General features: G+C 69.6%; 13 protein-coding genes. 5 read left to right on the top strand and 8 right to left on the bottom strand.

Annotated features, from left to right (window positions below):
• Positions 1-117 precede the first annotated feature (117 nt).
• Positions 118-573, top strand: coding sequence for a 50S ribosomal protein L9 (gene rplI / locus G9Q41_RS04530; protein WP_092525478.1), 456 nt, complete (start codon positions 118-120; stop codon positions 571-573).
• Between the two features lie 522 nt (positions 574-1,095).
• Positions 1,096-3,402, top strand: a complete 2,307-nt coding sequence (dnaB, locus tag G9Q41_RS04525) for a replicative DNA helicase (protein WP_092525476.1) — start codon at positions 1,096-1,098, stop codon at positions 3,400-3,402.
• 79 nt (positions 3,403-3,481) lie between these two features.
• On the opposite strand, the gene G9Q41_RS04520 is transcribed toward dnaB, so the two are convergent.
• Entirely contained in the window at positions 3,482-3,988 is a 507-nt protein-coding gene (locus G9Q41_RS04520; protein ID WP_092527884.1) for a GNAT family N-acetyltransferase, read from the bottom strand.
• Positions 3,989-4,115: 127 nt separating this feature from the next.
• Complete coding sequence (locus G9Q41_RS04515; RefSeq protein WP_165632006.1) at positions 4,116-4,790, bottom strand: HAD family phosphatase; 675 nt, start codon at positions 4,788-4,790, stop codon at positions 4,116-4,118.
• A 143-nt stretch (positions 4,791-4,933) separates the two neighbouring features.
• On the opposite strand from G9Q41_RS04515, the gene G9Q41_RS04510 reads away from it, so the two are divergent.
• From G9Q41_RS04510 to G9Q41_RS04500, 3 genes are all read left to right on the top strand, one after another.
• A complete protein-coding gene (locus G9Q41_RS04510) occupies positions 4,934-6,157 on the top strand; it encodes an MFS transporter (RefSeq protein WP_165632007.1) in 1,224 nt (407 codons plus the stop codon).
• Between the two features lie 316 nt (positions 6,158-6,473).
• A complete protein-coding gene (locus G9Q41_RS04505) occupies positions 6,474-8,549 on the top strand; it encodes a PhoX family phosphatase (protein WP_165632008.1) in 2,076 nt (691 codons plus the stop codon).
• 185 nt (positions 8,550-8,734) lie between these two features.
• Positions 8,735-9,421 (top strand): SDR family oxidoreductase, encoded by a 687-nt coding sequence (locus G9Q41_RS04500; protein ID WP_092527882.1) that lies wholly within the window; start codon positions 8,735-8,737, stop codon positions 9,419-9,421.
• A 96-nt stretch (positions 9,422-9,517) separates the two neighbouring features.
• Here G9Q41_RS04500 and G9Q41_RS04495 read toward each other — a convergent pair whose 3' ends face one another.
• The 6 genes from G9Q41_RS04495 to G9Q41_RS04470 form a co-directional block, all read right to left on the bottom strand.
• Positions 9,518-10,843 carry an amidohydrolase gene (locus tag G9Q41_RS04495; RefSeq protein WP_165632132.1) on the bottom strand — a complete coding sequence of 442 codons (1,326 nt, stop codon included), beginning with the start codon at positions 10,841-10,843 and terminating at the stop codon, positions 9,518-9,520.
• A 23-nt stretch (positions 10,844-10,866) separates the two neighbouring features.
• Positions 10,867-11,079 (bottom strand): hypothetical protein, encoded by a 213-nt coding sequence (locus G9Q41_RS04490; protein WP_165632009.1) that lies wholly within the window; start codon positions 11,077-11,079, stop codon positions 10,867-10,869.
• A 183-nt stretch (positions 11,080-11,262) separates the two neighbouring features.
• The gene (locus G9Q41_RS04485; RefSeq protein ID WP_165632010.1) at positions 11,263-11,925 is read right to left on the bottom strand and encodes a response regulator transcription factor; all 663 of its coding nucleotides are present in this window, start codon (positions 11,923-11,925) and stop codon (positions 11,263-11,265) included.
• A complete protein-coding gene (locus G9Q41_RS04480) occupies positions 11,922-13,748 on the bottom strand; it encodes a histidine kinase (protein ID WP_347567469.1) in 1,827 nt (608 codons plus the stop codon). The genes G9Q41_RS04485 and G9Q41_RS04480 overlap by 4 nt, the downstream gene beginning before the upstream one ends.
• Positions 13,749-14,361: 613 nt before the next feature.
• The gene (gene trmB, locus G9Q41_RS04475; RefSeq protein ID WP_165632012.1) at positions 14,362-15,075 is read right to left on the bottom strand and encodes a tRNA (guanosine(46)-N7)-methyltransferase TrmB; all 714 of its coding nucleotides are present in this window, start codon (positions 15,073-15,075) and stop codon (positions 14,362-14,364) included.
• 107 nt (positions 15,076-15,182) lie between these two features.
• Positions 15,183-15,755: a hypothetical protein gene (locus G9Q41_RS04470; protein WP_347567470.1), complete on the bottom strand. Its 573-nt coding sequence runs from the start codon at positions 15,753-15,755 to the stop codon at positions 15,183-15,185.
• Between the last annotated feature and the right edge of the window lie 597 nt (positions 15,756-16,352).

Raw genomic sequence — 16,352 nt, 5'->3', positions numbered from 1 at the left:
CGCGGTATCCGCACGACAACACCGACCGACTGCTCACCGACTGCTCGGTGCACTTCCGCTTCGGTCGTTTACGGGGCCGGGGTTTGACCTCGGTTCGGCTTTGAAAGGAGACACGCCGTGAAGATCATCCTGACCTCGGACGTGAGCGGTCTCGGCGCCTCGGGTGACTCCGTCGAGGTACGTGACGGCTACGCCCGCAACTACCTGCTGCCGCAGGGCATGGCCATCGTGGCCACCAAGGGCGCGGAGAAGCAGGTCGAGTCGATCCGCCGCTCCCAGGAGAACCGCCGCGTTCGCGATCTGGAGCACGCCAGGGAGCTTCAGCAGCAGCTGCAGAACATGGGGATGGTGCAGCTGTCCAAGAAGGTCTCCAAGAAGGGCAAGCTGTTCGGCTCGATCACCGAGTCCGACGTGACTTCCGCCGTCCGCCAGGCCGGCGGCCCCAGCCTGGACAAGCGTTCCATCGAGCTGAAGGGCAACGTGAAGTCGCTCGGCAAGATGGCCGTCGGTGTCCGGCTGCACCCGGACGTCTACGCCTCGATGTACGTCGAGGTCAACCCGGCGGGCAGCTGACTTCGCCAGTGAGTTCCGCGCGGTGTGCGCCGCGTTCGCCCACCGCGCGGAACCACTCGAGAAGCCGCTCGCGCTCGCGGCGGTGTTGATTTCCGTCGTGGCGGGGCGGTTCCACTGCTCCGTCGTTCGGACCGACAGGTCCGGGACACCGGTGGACGAACAGTTGTCCCCATGAGCTGTCCACAAGCTATCCACAGGCGCTTACCTGGGATTGCTTCCTGTGACGGTCAAGTTTTCCCCAACTTGTCCACAGCGCGCGTCTTCAGGTCGACGCGGTTTCCACAGGGGACAAAATTTGTCCACAAGCTGTTCGTGGGGGCGGCCGTCCGCGCGAGGGCCGCCCGAGCACGCGCGTGCGGCGGCCCCGCCCGTGCGCCCAGCGCGACCTCACCGGAACCGGTGACTTCGTCACGACCACCCGCTCGAACGAGTCCGATGTCGGTCGTTGCCTCGACGGACGCGGGTGGCGAGTATGGCCGGACTACAGCTCGCAGCTCTGCGTCCAGGAGGTGGCAGTAACCCGTGTCGTTGTCCGACGAACGCGGAGCCGATCCGTCCTCCAACGGCAAGGCCGGTTCCGGACCGGACGGAAGCGTCGACCGCCAGCCCCCGCAGGACGTCGCCGCCGAGCAGTCCGTGCTCGGCGGGATGATGCTGAGCAAGGACGCCATCGCCAACGTCATCGAGATGCTCCGTCCGCAGGACTTCTACCGTCCTGCCCACCACGCGATATACGACTGCGTCCTCGACCTGTACGGACGCGGCGAACCCGCCGACCCCATCACCGTCTCGGCGGAGCTGGAACGACGCGGCGAGCTGGGGCGCGTGGGCGGCGCGCCGTACCTGCACACGCTGATCCAGACGGTGCCCACGGCGGCCAACGCCAACTACTACGCCGAGATCGTCTCCGAGAAGGCGATACTCCGCAGGCTCGTGGAGGCCGGGACCAGGGTCGTCCAGTACGGCTACAACGGCGCCGAGGGCGCCGCCATCGAGGAGGTCGTGGACCGGGCGCAGGCCGCCATCTACGACGTGACCGAAAGCCGCACCTCCGAGGACTACGCGGCCCTGGAAGACCTGCTGCAGCCCACGATGGACGAGATCGACGCCATCGCCTCGCGCGGCGGGGAGTCGCAGGGGCTGCCCACCGGCTTCGTCGACCTCGACGGCGTGACCAACGGACTGCACCCCGGGCAGATGGTGATCGTCGCGGCACGACCCGGCGTCGGCAAGGCGCTGGCCCTGGACACCCCACTGCCCACACCGGACGGTTGGACCACCATGGGGGCGGTCTCCGTCGGGGACGAGCTGCTCGGTGCGAACGGCGCCCCGGTGCGGGTCGTCAACGCCACCGAGGTCATGAACGGGCACACCTGCTACGAGATCGAGTTCTCGGACGGGACCACCGTCGTGGCCGACGCCCAGCACCAGTGGACCCTGCGCGACGGCAACGTGCGCACCACGGCGATGCTGCACGACGAGCAGCGCGGGGAGCTGCCCGAGCACGCCGCTCTCGAGCTGGAGCAGCGCGATCTGCCCGTTCCGCCCTACTCGCTGGGCGTGTGGCTGGCCGCGGGCGATCCGGAGACCGGCGAACTCGCGGGAGTTCCCGCCGAGGTGCTGGCCGACCTCGAACCGGAGGGGGTCGACAGCGCCGGTGAGCGTCCCGTCGTCGACGAGGACACCGCCGCCGAGCTCGCCGAGCTGGGCGCCCGGCGGCAACCGGAGGTTCCCGTCGAGTACCTCCGCGCCAGCCAACGGCAGCGCCGCGACCTGCTGGCCGGGCTCGCCGACGCCGCGGGCGACGTGGGCGAGGACGGACGGGTGCGGCTGCGGGTGCGCGAGTCCCTCTCCGTGCGGGTGCGCGAGCTGGTGCTCACCCTGGGGTACCCGTGCACGGCCACAGTGGACTCCACGGCGGGGGAGACGGCACCGACCACCCTGCTCGTCTTCGACAGCGGGCAGGACCAGGTGTTCCGGCTTCCCGAGAAGGTCGAGCAGCACAAGCTGAACCGCGCGGCGGGATCGTCGACCAGGCACGTCGTCGCCGTCCGCGCCACCCGCAGCGTTCCGGTGCGCTGCGTCGAGGTGGACTCCTCCGATCGGCTCTACCTGGCCAGCCGCTCCTTCCTGCCCACCCACAACTCGACCCTGGGACTGGACTTCGCCCGCGCCGCCTCCATCAAGGGCGGCGCGGCCAGCGTCATCTTCTCGCTGGAGATGGGGCGCACCGAGATCGTGATGCGGATGCTCTCGGCCGAGGCCCGCATCCGGCTCGGTGACATGCGCGGCGGGCGGATGACCGACGAGGACTGGACGCGGCTGGCGCGGCGCATGAGCGAGATCAACGAGGCGCCGCTGTTCATCGACGACTCGCCGAACCTGACGATGATGGAGATCCGGGCCAAGGCCCGGCGGCTCAAGCAGCGCAACGACATCAGCCTGATCGTGGTCGACTACATGCAGCTGATGACCTCGGGCAAGCGCGTCGAGTCCCGCCAGCAGGAGGTCTCCGAGTTCTCCAGGAACCTCAAGCTGCTGGCCAAGGAGCTCGAAGTGCCGGTGGTGGCGATCTCCCAGCTCAACCGTGGTCCCGAGCAGCGCAACGACCGGCGTCCCCAGCTGTCGGACCTGCGCGAGTCGGGCAGCCTGGAGCAGGACGCCGACGTGGTGATCCTGATTCACCGCCCGGACGCCTTCGAACGCGACGACCCCCGCATGGGCGAGGCCGATCTGATCCTGGCCAAGCACCGTGCCGGCCCCACCGAGACGGTCACGGTCGCCCACCAGCTGCACTACAGCCGTTTCGTGGACATGGCCCAGGAGTAGCGCTCGGCGGTGCGGGACCCGTCGGCTGCCGCACGGGGGCGGACCGGCCGGGAGGCGACCTGCCCGGAAGTCGCCCGCTTCAGAGCCCGCGGTGCATGATGTGCAGCCCGACGAGCCCCTTCTCCGGGTGCTCGAAGGCCTCGGGAACGGTGGTCAGTATCTCGAAGCCCAGGGACAGCCACAGCTCGACGGCACCGGTGTTGGTCTCCACCACCGCGTTGAACTGCATCGCGCGGTAGCCGTCGGAACGCGCCTGCTCCAGTACGTGCTCGCCGAGCGCGCGTCCGACCCCCTTGCCCGCGTGCTCCGGGTCGACCATGAACCCGGCGTTGGCCACGTGCGCCCCGGGCCCCGCGTTGTTCGGGTGCGTTTCCGCGGTGCCCAGCACGGTCCCCCGCTCGTCGACGGCGACGAAGGTGCGCCCGGGCGACTGCCGCATCCAGGAGGCGCGGGCCGCCGGTTCGGCGATGTCGCGCGGCCAGCAGAAGGTCTCCCCGGCCGAGACGACGTGACGCAGGAACTTCCAGATCGCGGGCCAGTCATCGGCCACTGCTTCTCGGACGCGCACCACACCAGGGTCCCGCATCCTCGACTCCCCGAACAACGCCCGGGGGGGGGGGGGCGCCGCTCGAGGCGTCCCGCAGCACCGCCGAAACGGCGAAGCTCCGAACCAGTGACGGCCCCGCCCCGGTCGGACGGGGTTCCGCCCCGAGCTAGCTCTCGGACAGCTCGGCGAGGGCGCGGGGAAGTTCCCCGATCCCCGCCAACCTGGCCGCGGCGAGTTCCAGGGCGTCCTCCGCGGGCGGGAAGTGCGGGTTCGGGACGGCGACGACGGTGGCCCCGGAGGCCGCCGCGGCGCGCAGCCCGTTGCTCGAGTCCTCCACCGCCACGCACTCCTCCGCGGGCACCTCCAGCCCCTCGGCCGCACGCAGGTAGACGTCCGGGGCGGGTTTGCCTGCTCGCGTCTGCTCGCTGGAGACGGTGTGGCGCACCACGTCGCCCAGCTCGGTCGCGTCGAGGAAGGCTCGGATTATGCGCGGCGGGGCGGAACTCGCGATCGCCGTGGGGAACCGCCCGCCGACCTCGCGGACCGTTTCCGCCGCTCCGGGGATCACCGGGGGCTCGGTTTCGTAGCGCCGGCTCATCCGGTCGATGACCGTTTCGGCGACCCGTTCCGGGGACAGCTGCACTCCCAGCTCCGTGACCAGGTACTCGGACCACTCCGGGGTGCTCATCCCCATCATGGCCTCGGTCGCGCCCTCGGCCCATCGCCCGCCGAACTCGTGGGTGACCTCGCGGCGGATCCGGTCCCAGAGGTGCTCGGAGTCGGCGAGCACGCCGTCGAGGTCGAAAAGGATCGCGCGCGGTTCTCCGCTACTGACTGCCACGGTCCGATGCTATTTCGCGCGCACCGGAGGGGCCACCACCACGGGATCCCCGGTGAGCTTGCTCAAACCGACTGGCCGCGAAACCCCCAGAAAGTTAGCATTTCAAACGAAATACTTTTGTCTAGTCGAGGAGCACGTCGCCGATGAGCGCGTCATCAGACGTCCGGTTGCTCGAAGTCTTCAAGGGACAACCCAAAGCGGTCTGGATCACAGCCTTCGCCGCCGTGATCGCCTTCATGGGCATCGGCCTGGTCGACCCGATCCTGCGCTCCATCGCGGAAGCGCTCGACGCCGGGCCCGAGCAGGTGACGCTGCTGTTCTCCTCCTACCTCGGCGTCCAGGTGCTGGCCATGCTGGTCACGGGTGCCTTCAGCGCCCGCTTCGGGGCGAAGCGAACCGTGGTCACCGGGCTGGTGCTGATCGTGCTCGCCACGCTGGCCTGCGCCCTGGCCGGTTCCGTCGTGCAGCTCGTGGCGCTGCGCGCGGTCTGGGGGCTCGGCAACGCCCTGTTCATCGCCACGGCCCTCTCGGTGATCGTCGGGGCGGCCAGCGGCGGTCAGCAGGCCGCGATCCTGCTCTACGAGGCGGCGCTGGGCATCGGCCTGTCCACGGGACCGCTGCTCGGGGCGCTGCTCGGACACCTGTCCTGGCGCGGTCCCTTCGCCGGGACCGCGGTGCTGATGGCCATCGCGCTCATCCTCGCCGTGGGCTTCCTGCCCTCCGACGGCGGGAGGAGCAAGGACCCGGTCAAGCTGCTGGACCCGCTGCGCGCCCTGCGCCACGGAGCGCTGCTGCGCACCTCGATCGGCTCCGCGCTGTACACCGCGGCGTTCTTCACCGTGCTCGCCTGGTCCCCCTTCGTGCTCGAGTTCGGCGCCATAGCCGTCGGGCTGGTGTTCTTCGGCTGGGGGATCTGCGTGGCCGTGGCGGGCGTGACCCTGGCCCCGCGGCTGGCCAACCGGCTCGGCGAGCTCGGGGGAACGGTGCTGGCCGTGCTCATGTACGCCGCCCTGATGGCGATCATGACCATCGACAACAAGGCGGTGCTCATCGCGGCCATCGTGGTGAGCGGGCTGGCCTCGGGACTGCTCAACACGCTGTTCACCGGAAGCGCCATGAGCGTGAGCAAGGCACCCCGCCCCGTGGCCAGCGCGGGATACAACTTCTGCCGCTGGCTGGGCGGCGCGCTGGCAGCGACGCTGGTCAGCCACATCGCGACCTGGTTCGGCTGGCAGCAGGCGCCGTTCGCCGTGGGCGCAGTCGCCTGCCTGGTGGCCGCGGGCCTGCTCGCCGTCGGGCTGCGCTCCGGCCGGACCGATCCGCACAAGGTGCCGCAGGAAGCCGCTGTCGTGGGCGAGGAGTTCTGACTCCGGGCCGGACCGCGCAGCACCCTCGACACGCCCGGAACCGGCCGGATCCGAAACGTCCCCCGCACGGGTCCTGGTTCGAAAAGGGGCGCGAGCGAGCTCGCTGCGCCCCTTCGGGCCGCGGCAACGCAATCACTCTCGGTGTTCGATCCTGCTTCCGCTCGCCCGGCAAAACAGCAGGAGCTCATCCGTGCGAATGATTCGTTGCCGACCACGAGTAACGAATTCGCTCGCCGTTCACCTCCAAGAAGTCGCGACATCGCCTGATCCACATAGCCTCGATTCGTTCCCGATCGATGCCGTGGAAAGGCAGGAGATGTCCACCAACTCAGCCGACCAGCGCATGATCCCGCTGCCGCTGGCCACGCACCACACCGCAAGTCGCTCGGCGACCACCTGCGAATACCGCTGCGGCAACGCCTGCGCCCACGACGCGCCGAACACCTCGGCCAACACGTACTTCGGTGACATCGTCCGGCGCGCTCTCGACAGACGCGGTGTCCTGCGGGCCGGAGCGGTGCTGTCCCTGACCGCCGGGGTGACGGCAGCCACCGGAATCCCGGCCGCGGCACGTGGGAAGAAGCACGGCCACACCCCCGCCCCCGCGGGCATCGACTTCGACCCGGTCCCCCCGAACACCCGGGACGGGGTGGTCATCCCGGAGGGCTACGACCAGGAAGTCGTCATCCGCTGGGGCGACCCGGTGCTGCCCGGAGCCCCCGAGTTCGACTTCGACAACCAGAGCGAGGCCGCCCAGCGGGCCCAGTTCGGTTACAACAACGACTTCGCCGGGCTGGTCCCGCTGGACAACGCGGGCATCCACAGCCTGCTGGTGGTCAACCACGAGTACACCAGCGAAACCTACATGTTCAGCGGCTACGACCCGCAGAACCCGACCGAGGAGCAGGTCCGGATCGCCTGGGCCGCGCACGGGCTGACGGTCGTGCAGGTCAAGCGTGACCCCGCTCGGGGCGGACTCGTCCCGCTCCCCGGCTGGCACAGCAGGCGCATCACGGCCAACACCGAATTCGCCGCCCGCGGCCCCGCCGCCGGAAGCGAACTGCTGCGCACCTCCGCCGATCCGGAGGGGACCAGCATCGCCGGAACCATCGCCAACTGCGCGGGCGGCGTCACCCCCTGGGGGACGATCCTCTCCGGCGAGGAGAACTTCCACCAGTACTTCGCCCACGCCGACCAGGTCAACGACCCGGTCGCCAAGCAGCGGATGCAGCGCTACGGGATCAACACGGGGTCCAGCACCCGCAAGTGGGAGCGCTTCGACCAGCGCTGGGACGCCAGCGCCGAGCCGAACGAGACGAACCGGTTCGGCTGGGTCGTCGAGATCGACCCCAACGACCCGAACTCCACACCGGTCAAGCACACCGCGCTCGGGCGGTTCAAGCACGAGGGAGCGACCGTCCGCGTCGCCGAAGACGGCCACGTGGTCGTCTACATGGGTGACGACGAGCGGTTCGAGTACATCTACAAGTTCGTCTCCAGCGGCAGGGTGAAGAACGGGCGCAGCTCCCACGCCCGGCGGCACAACATGTCGCTGCTGGACGAGGGCACGCTCTACGTGGCCAGGTTCTCGGGCAACAGCCCCGAGTCCGAGATCGACGGCAGCGGCGAGCTGCCCTCCGACGGCGAGTTCGACGGCGCGGGCGAGTGGCTCCCGCTGGCCACCGGCGACACCTCGCACGTGCCCGGCTTCACGGCCGAGGAGGTCTACGTCTTCACCAGGCTCGCGGCCGACGAGGTCGCACCGACGAAGATGGATCGGCCGGAGGACATCGAGCCCAACCCGGTCAACGGGCGGGTCTACGGCGCCCTGACCAACAACTCCAACCGGGGGACACCGGAGCACGCTCCCGCCGACGAGCCCAACCCGCGTGCGGAGAACAAGCACGGCCACGTGCTGGAACTCGCCGAGAAGTTCGACGACCCCACCGCGACGAAGATGGCGTGGCGGCTGCTGCTGGTCTGCGGTGACCCGCAGCAGGGCGACACCTACTTCGGAGGGTTCGACAAGGACCAGGTCAGCCCCATCTCGTGCCCGGACAACGTGGCCTTCGACCGGCACGGGAACCTGTGGATCGCCACCGACGGCAACGGGCTCGGCTCGCACGACGGCCTGTTCGCGGTCCCCGTGGACGGTCCCGCGCGGGGACACGTCAAGCAGTTCCTCACCGTGCCCAGCGGTGCCGAGACGTGCGGGCCGATCATCACCGACGAACTCGTGACCGTCTGCGTCCAGCACCCCGGTGAGAACGGTTCCGGAGCGGAGAACCCCGGTTCGCACTGGCCGGACGGCGGCCGGGCGCACCCCCGCCCCTCGATGGTGGCCGTCTGGCGCACCGACGGGCACCACGTCGGGGAGATCGGCAAGCGCTGACACCGGCGCAGGCAGGTCGCGTGGCCCGGCTCCCGTAGCTCCCATAGCTACCGGGGGGCGGGGACTCCCGCAGTCCCCGCCCCCGGGGGTCCGGTCCCCGCGACCTGCCGGGCATCCCCGGAACCTCGCACGTCACCGCCGGGGGACGCGGCCGTTCCGTCGTGGCGAGCGCTACTGTATCGATGATGACTTCACGACCGACAGCACTGGTCACGGGCGCTTCGCGCGGAGTGGGCGCGGCAGTGGCACGCTCCTTGTCCGACACGCACGACGTACTGCTCGGTGGCCGGGACGAACAGGCGCTGCACAAGATGGCGCAGGACATCCCCGGTTCCCGGCCGTGGCCTGCCGAGCTCACCGACTACGACGGAATCGCCGAGGCGGCCGCGGGCATCGACCACCTCGACGTGCTGGTGCACAGCGCGGGAATGGTCGAGATCGGCTCCGTTTCCGAAGCGGGCGTGGACTCGTGGCGGCGCACCTTCGAGTTGAACCTCTTCGCGGTCACCGAGTTGACCAGAACCCTGCTTCCCGCACTGCGTGCCGCCTCCGGGCACGTCGTGCTGATCAACTCGGGCGCGGGCCTGACCGCGAAGCCGAACTGGGGTTCCTACGCGGCCAGCAAGTTCGCCCTGCGGGCCTACGCCGACGTGCTGCGCGGTGAGGAATCCGCCAACGGGCTCCGAGTCACCTCCGTGTTCCCCGGACGCGTGGCCACCGACATGCAGCGCGAGGTGCGCGAGTCCGAGGGCGGTTCCTTCGAACCGGAGCGCTACCTGCGGCCGGAGTCGGTGGCCGACTCCGTCGTGTCCACGGTCCGGGCCGGTTCGGACGCCCACATGACGGAGATCGTGCTGCGTCCGAACGACTGAGTCCCCGCACCGCGGATCTCCGCGTACGTGCTCGGCCAGCCGACACGTGAATCGGCGCCCTGGCAGCGTTGGGCCGCTGGTCAGCAGCGGCCTCGGTCAACCTTCGATCCGTTTGGCGGCCGAGCGCGCGGTCTCCTGCACCTCGGCCCGCTCGACGGTGGTGGGCTCCCCGTCCCGCAGCACCGGCTCGCCGGCCACCCACACGTCGCGGACGCACTCCGCCCCCGCTGCCCAGACCAGATTGGACAGAATCCGCTCGTCCGTGGTGTCCACGCCGCACACGAAGGCCGGATTGTCCGTGTCCACGTGCACCACATCGGCCCAGCGCCCGCTCTCCAGCGCACCGATGTCGTCCCGGTGCAGAGCTCGGGCCCCACCGCGCGTCGCGGCCAACAACGCGGCAGCCGAACCGAGCGCGGTGGCGTCCCCCGTGCGCAACCTGGCGAACATCCCCGCGAGCTGGATCTCCTCCCACAGGTCGAGGTCGTCGTTGCTGGACGGCCCGTCGGTACCGAGCCCCACCGGCACACCGGCTTCGAGCAGTTCGGTGAGCCCGGCCGTTCCGGAGGCCAGCTTCGCGTTGGAGCCGGGGCAGTGCGCCACACCGGCACCGCTCTCGGCCAGGACGCGGACGTCCTCCTCGTCCAGGTGCACTCCGTGGGCGGCCAGCACCCTTCCGTCCAGCACGCCCAGTTCGGCAAGCATCCTGGGCACTGACCCGTAGGCGCGGCGTTGTTCCACGTCCTCCTCGGCCGTCTCGGCCACATGGGTGTGCACGAGAGCGCCGCGTTCGCGGGCCTGCTCCCCGATCGCGCGCAGGGCTTCCGGTGGCAGGGTGTAGGCGGAATGGGGGCCGTAGGCCAGCTCTATCCGCTCCCCCGGACCGAACCGCAGCCCGTCCGCGTCGATCCAGCTGCTGATGTCGGCGACCATCCGCCGCCAACCACCCAGCTCGCCCAGATCGGGAGCCGCGATCACCGCCGGAGCGATCACGGCGCGCGAACCGACTTCGAGCACAGCCTCGGCGACCGACTCCCCGGAGAAGTACATCTCGCTGCTCGTGGTGACCCCCGAGCGCAGCATTTCCAGACTTCCGAGCCTCATCCCCGCCCGGATGTCCTCCGGGGTGAGCTCCGACTCCGCGGGCCAAACCACCTCGCGCAGCCACCTGAGCAGCGGCAGGTCCCCACCCATCCCCCGCAGCAGCGTCATCGGGCTGTGCGCGTGCGCGTTGACCAGGCCGGGCAACAACATGCCCGCGCAGTCCAGCACCACCGTGTCCGAGCCGACCTCGGGGGCTTGCGCGCGCGAGCCGCAGTGGGCGATCCGCCCCCGTTCGTCGATGTCCACGACGGCGTCGCGCAGCACCGAGCACTGCGGATCACAGGGAAGTACCAGGGGAGCACGTAGGCGTCGAGCGATCGGCATACCGACATTCTCACGGTTCACGGACCGATCGTGTTCATCGCCTGGAACATCGCCACTCCCGCGGTGAGCACGCCGACGACGAGCAGTACGCAAACGATGTTGTCCCAGCTCAACCACGCCCTCGAGCGCGCAGCCCGCGCGCTCCGGAGCGAGGAGGCCGCGGGGCGCAGGAGCCGCTCCTGCACCGCATCGCTCGAAAGTGAAGGTCCGATGGACAGCTGTTGTGCCATGACCTCAGCATGCTCCCGGCGGAGCTCGCCGCACCTCGGCTCATCGGCCGGGTGAACTCCTACTATCGGCCGGAAAACGCGGCGGGGAACTCGTCCTCGCGGCCGAGCCCGTCACCGGTCCACCTCCGCCCCGGCGAGCACGCGCCGCTCCCCGCCCGGGACCGAGCCGCTCCGGCAGCGGGATCACTCGGCCATCAGACCGGTCCGCCACGCCCAGGCTGCGGTCTCGACGCGATTGCGCGCACCGATCTTGCCCTGCACCGCGGCCAGGTGGGACTTCACCGTGGACAGCGACATGTACAACCGCCCGCTGACCTCGGTGTTGGTCAGTCCGTTGGCGACTTCGCGGACCACGTCCCGCTCCCGCTCGGTGAGCTCCTCGCTCGGCCGGTCCGACTCGCGCGCTACCCCGGAAGCGGCCCCTCCGTTGAAGTGCTTGAGCAACCGGACGGTGATCTGGGGCGAGACCATCGCGTCGCCGCGCTCCGCCGCGTGAACGGCCTCGACCAGCAGCGCGGGGCCGGCGTCCTTGAGCAGGAAACCGCTGGCCCCGTTGGCGAGCGCGCTGGCGACGTACTCGTCGAGGTCGAAGGTCGTCACGACCACGACCCGCACCGGATCGCTCACCCCGGGCCCGGCCAGCCTGCGGGTGGCCTCCAACCCGTCGGTGCCCGGCATCCGGATGTCCATCAGGCACACGTCCGGGCGCAGCTCCCGCGCGAGCCGGAGGGCGTCGTCCCCGTTTCCGACGTCGCCGACGACCTCGATGTCCTCCTCGCCGTCCAGGATCATGCGGAAACCGGCACGCACCATTTCCTGGTCATCGGCTATCAGGACCCGAATCATGCCCGTCCTTTCCCCGCGTCCGAGTCTGTCAACGGCAGCCGGGCCTCGACCTGCCAACCGCCCCGCGGAGCGGGCCCCGCGGTCAACGTGCCGCCGAGCAGCTCGATGCGCTCCCGCATGCCGACGAGACCGTATCCCCCGGATCCACCCGCTGGACTCCCACCACCGGACGAACCGTCGTCCTCCACCCGGACAAGCAGCTCCCGGGAGACGGTGTGCACGGTGACGTCGATCACCGACACGTCGTGGCCGTGCTTGTCGGAGTTGGTGATCGACTCCTGCACCAGCCGGAGGGCCGAGCGGGCCACTTCCTGCGGCACCTCGGTGTCCAGCACCACGTCGAGCCGCGTCTCGGCTCCCGCCTCCCCCGTTCCGTGGTGCTCGAGCAGTTCGCGCAGGTCCGCCCGCAGGTCGGTGCTGGCTATCTCCCCGGAGGCCGAAGCCTCGCCATCGCGCATGCTGCCCACCAGCCGCCTCATCGCGGTGAGCGCCTCGGTGCCGCTGGCCGAGATCCGCTCCAGCGACTCGCGTGCCGCCCGCGGATTCCGCTCGGCGACCGTGAAGCCTGCCTGGGCCTGCACCACGATCCCGGTGACGTGGTGGGCGACCACGTCGTGCAGCTCGCGGGCCAGCGCCATCCGCTCGGCGTGCTGCGCCTCGGCCACGGCGGCGCTCACTCCCCGGGCCCGCTCCTCGTCGCGGGCGCGGAAGTACATCCCCGTGCCCACCGACAGCACCAGCAGCACACCGCCGAGGAACAGCGGCTGGAACAGCGCAGTCGGAGGCATGGTGCCGTACCCGTGCAGATTCCGCGGCATGAGGAACACGCCCGCGACGGCGGCCGAAGTCAGCGCGGCCGTGGCCGCGGCCGCCTCCCGCAGCGGGCGGAGGCGCACCGCGAAGGCGACCAGCAACATCCCGGAGGCGACGGTGCCCGGTGGCAGGGGACCGAGCAGGTAGGTCGAGCCCTCGATCCTGAGCAGCACGGTCGCGGCCACGGTGAGAAACAGGGTGGCGGCGCCGAACAGGGCGGCCTGCAGCGGTCGCAGCGGGGCGAACACGGCCAGCACCGCCATGATCGCACTGCTGGTGAACAGGAACACCCTGTCGAACGGCTGCACGCCGAACCCGTCGTTGAACAGCTGGTAGAACAGCAGCACGGACAGCACGGCGATCACCGGCCAGTGCTTGCGCAGCAGAACCGCCGTGGGGTGCTGCGTGGTCGGTCGCCGGCTTCCACGCAGGTAGAGCCCCGTGCCCACCGCGAGCACCAGCTGCAGTCCCCCGACCTCGAGCACGCGGGACAGCGAGAGATCGAAGATGCCGCCCTGCGGGCCGTGGGGGAGCACTCCGAGGGGTGAGCGGGCGAAGACCGCGAGCAGGCACGCCGCTACCAGGCACGCGGTCACCGAGGCGGCCTTGATCCTGGACAGCGCCCGGAAGGCGTGGAGCACGAGCAGCATCCCCGCGAAGTTCTCGGTAAACGAGACCCCGCGCAGAATGCCCGGCCCCGATTCGATGCCCGCGAACCTGGTCAGCGCGGTGGCCAGCACCAGAAAACCGGCCCCGAGCACCCCGCAGGCAGCGGGACGGCGCGGGGCCGCCAGGGCGAGCAGCAACAGCACCGTGGGCACGGCGAGTCCAAGTCCAACCGCGCTGCCCCGCGCGAGGACGAGCAACACCTCACCGCACCAGGTGATCCCCAGCAGCGCGGCGAAGATCCACTGACTGCGGACGGCGTCGGCGCAACGACGCGCGCAGCCCGGTAGTCGCTCCCGCAGCGTGGGCGAGCCCGCGGTGTCGGAATCCGTCTGATAGCGCACCGGGCGCACTCTAGTAGCGCACCGTCGGGTGCGTCCGCGCGCTGCTCGCCCCTGACCACCCCGGAGAGCAACCGGATGACACCCGTGCTGACCAGCTAATCCGCTGCGGAATCACCCGCGTGAACCGGTCCTGCGAGCCCGGCTGAGAACTGTTGTCCGATCGGCCGATTTTGACAACCACATGGCCGATGCGTCCCACGCCTCGGAGAGGCCAAGCTCGGTGCGGCAGTTCAGGAAAACGACGACCGCCCGACTCCGCGCGGCAAGCTCGTACCGCGGCCCGCGCAGCCTCGTACGCGCAGCCCCGTCCACGCACTTACGGCACCGCGAAAACGGCACTACGAAAGGAGCCGCACGTGCTTACGACCGTACTGACCGTTCTGGGAACGGCCGTGGCTTTAACGGTACTGGTGCTGATGGCACTCAGCTCGGCCCTGCCCGACATCTGGGAAGCGTTCCAGAGCCGCTGAGGCGAGTGAGGCCACTCGCTACGCCTGTCCCCAGCGAGAGACCACGACCGGAAGGCGTCCCATCCGCACTCCGGGCAGACCGATCCCGTCCACGAGACTTCCCGATCCCGGTTCTCGGAAGAGATCGGGCACGGGAGACGACGTCAGTGACGTTCGAATATCAGATCGTGCACCGCTCGCCCCTCGGAATGAGCACGTTCCTCGAACTTGGTGACCGGTCGCCACTCCGGACGCGGCGCCCAGCCACCAGGATGATCGGCGTAGCTGTTGCGCAGCTCGGGCCGGGCGGTGCAGACCTCCATCATCTGCTCGGCGTAGTCCTGCCAGTCGGTCGCCAGGTGCAGCACTCCCCCTTCCCGCAGCCTCGAGGCCACCAGTTCGACGAACTCGGGCTGTATCAGCCGCCGCTTGTGGTGACGCTTCTTGGGCCAGGGGTCCGGGAAGAAGATCCGCACCTCAGCCAGTGACCCCGGCGCCACGTGCTCGCGCAGCAACACGGTCGCGTCACCGCGCAGCAGGCGGAGATTGTCGATTCCCATTTTCTCGGCACGCAGCAGCAGCTGCGCCAGCCCAGGCTTGTACACCTCGACCGCCAGGTGGTCGAGATCCGGTCGGGCCGCGGCCAGTTCCGCTGTCGTCTCCCCCATCCCGGAGCCGATCTCCAGAACCAACGGCGCGGAGCGGCCGAACCAACCGGTCGTGTCCAGTGACCCTTCGGGGAGTTCGGAGATGTCACGGCCGAACTCCGCCCAATACCGGTCCCAGGCACGTTGCTGCCCGGCTGTCATCCGCTCACCGCGCCGCACGTAGCTGACAACCGTGCGCCGCTGGGGAACCTGCTGGTCGGAAGCACTCACGGGAGGTCAGTATCGCAAACTCGACTCCGGTTCCCGAGTTCGACCAGTGCTGTCGGGCTTTCACGCGCCCTTCGCACAACCCGGTCGAACTCGCCGTCCGTACCGGATCACCAGGACTCGATGCGCGGGAGGAGCTCGGACAGTCCGTCGAGCCCCGGTTCGGGAACCGGGATCGTTCTACCGCTGTCCACCTGGGCGGGGAGGATGTTGAGCCAGCCGGGGTGCTGGTCCGTCAACGTGACGGTGGTCGGGACGGTCATCGGAGGCCGGTCGGAAGGAGTGTACTCCCAGTAACCTATCTCACCCGCCGTCGACCAGGGGACGAAGATCCACCCCCGCCGCTTGCTCAGCAGTGAGTGCACTGCGTCCTCGAACTCGAAACCCTCCGCCCGCGTGGCGATCTCACCCCGTTCCAGGGCACGCAACCACCACGGGACCGGCAGCCGCCCCGCCGAACCGTCGAGCCGGCGGAACAGTTCGAGCACGTGCCCCTCCGGTGCGGTGTGCACCCAGCCGCACCGCACCGATGCGGGAGAGGTGGCCTCCTCCGCGGAGGGGACCGGCTCGGTGGCCAGGGACCACTCCAGACGAGGTATCGGGATCAGCCGTACATCGTTTTCCTCGTCCCCGTTCGTCTCCGCTTTTTGCTCATGCGACGAAAACTCACTCGAAAGAACCACAACTCACCTTCCTCCGCGAGCACCGCGAGAGGGGTCGGATAGGCACTCGCGGCAAGCACCCCCAGGGGATGCGCCCCGGAAACGGCGTTGGTTCGGGATCGCACCGCTCACTTTACGAATTACCACGAACACGAGGGGTCAACACACCCTCTCGAATCGTGACCCCGTGCTCACGTACGGGGGCCATCGATAGTAGCGCAGAATCAATCGAACCGTAATCGAAGCAGCTCGCACAGTGCTCGTCGAGTTGCGTGCGCTCGAAGTCCGGAGTAAAAGCTCGCAAGCTCGCGAGGACCGGGCGCGGGAGACAGCCGTGGAAGGCAGTCGAAGAAGGCAGCCGTGGAAAGCGGGGCCGCGTGGTGACGCGACCCCACCGGAAGTGATCAGGGCCAGGGCCGTCCCCCGAATGACAGCCCTGGCCCTCCCCCGTCCCGACCGTTAGGCACCCCCGAAGCGCCCGTACAGCCGGTCGATCCGGTTGTGCTAGAACTCACCCCGACAGAGTGCACAGCGGATCGTTAGGCCTACAGCGGTCCCTATCGGACCAACTGCGGTGATCTTATCGGCAGGGGTGAGCAGTCTCTCCCCCGGGATGGG

Source organism: Actinopolyspora sp. BKK2 (genome assembly GCF_011291845.1).
Taxonomy (GTDB): Bacteria; Actinomycetota; Actinomycetes; order Mycobacteriales; family Pseudonocardiaceae; genus Actinopolyspora; species Actinopolyspora saharensis.
This window is presented reverse-complemented; position numbering and strand designations above follow the sequence as displayed.

Coding starts and splice junctions, on each gene's coding strand:
- G9Q41_RS04520 (WP_092527884.1), bottom strand. CDS start 3,988: ATGCGGGACCCTGGTGTGGTGCGCGTCCGAGAAGCAGTGGCCGATGAC.
- G9Q41_RS04510 (WP_165632007.1), top strand. CDS start 4,934: ATGAGCGCGTCATCAGACGTCCGGTTGCTCGAAGTCTTCAAGGGACAA.
- G9Q41_RS04505 (WP_165632008.1), top strand. CDS start 6,474: ATGTCCACCAACTCAGCCGACCAGCGCATGATCCCGCTGCCGCTGGCC.
- G9Q41_RS04500 (WP_092527882.1), top strand. CDS start 8,735: ATGACTTCACGACCGACAGCACTGGTCACGGGCGCTTCGCGCGGAGTG.
- G9Q41_RS04490 (WP_165632009.1), bottom strand. CDS start 11,079: ATGGCACAACAGCTGTCCATCGGACCTTCACTTTCGAGCGATGCGGTG.
- G9Q41_RS04485 (WP_165632010.1), bottom strand. CDS start 11,925: ATGATTCGGGTCCTGATAGCCGATGACCAGGAAATGGTGCGTGCCGGT.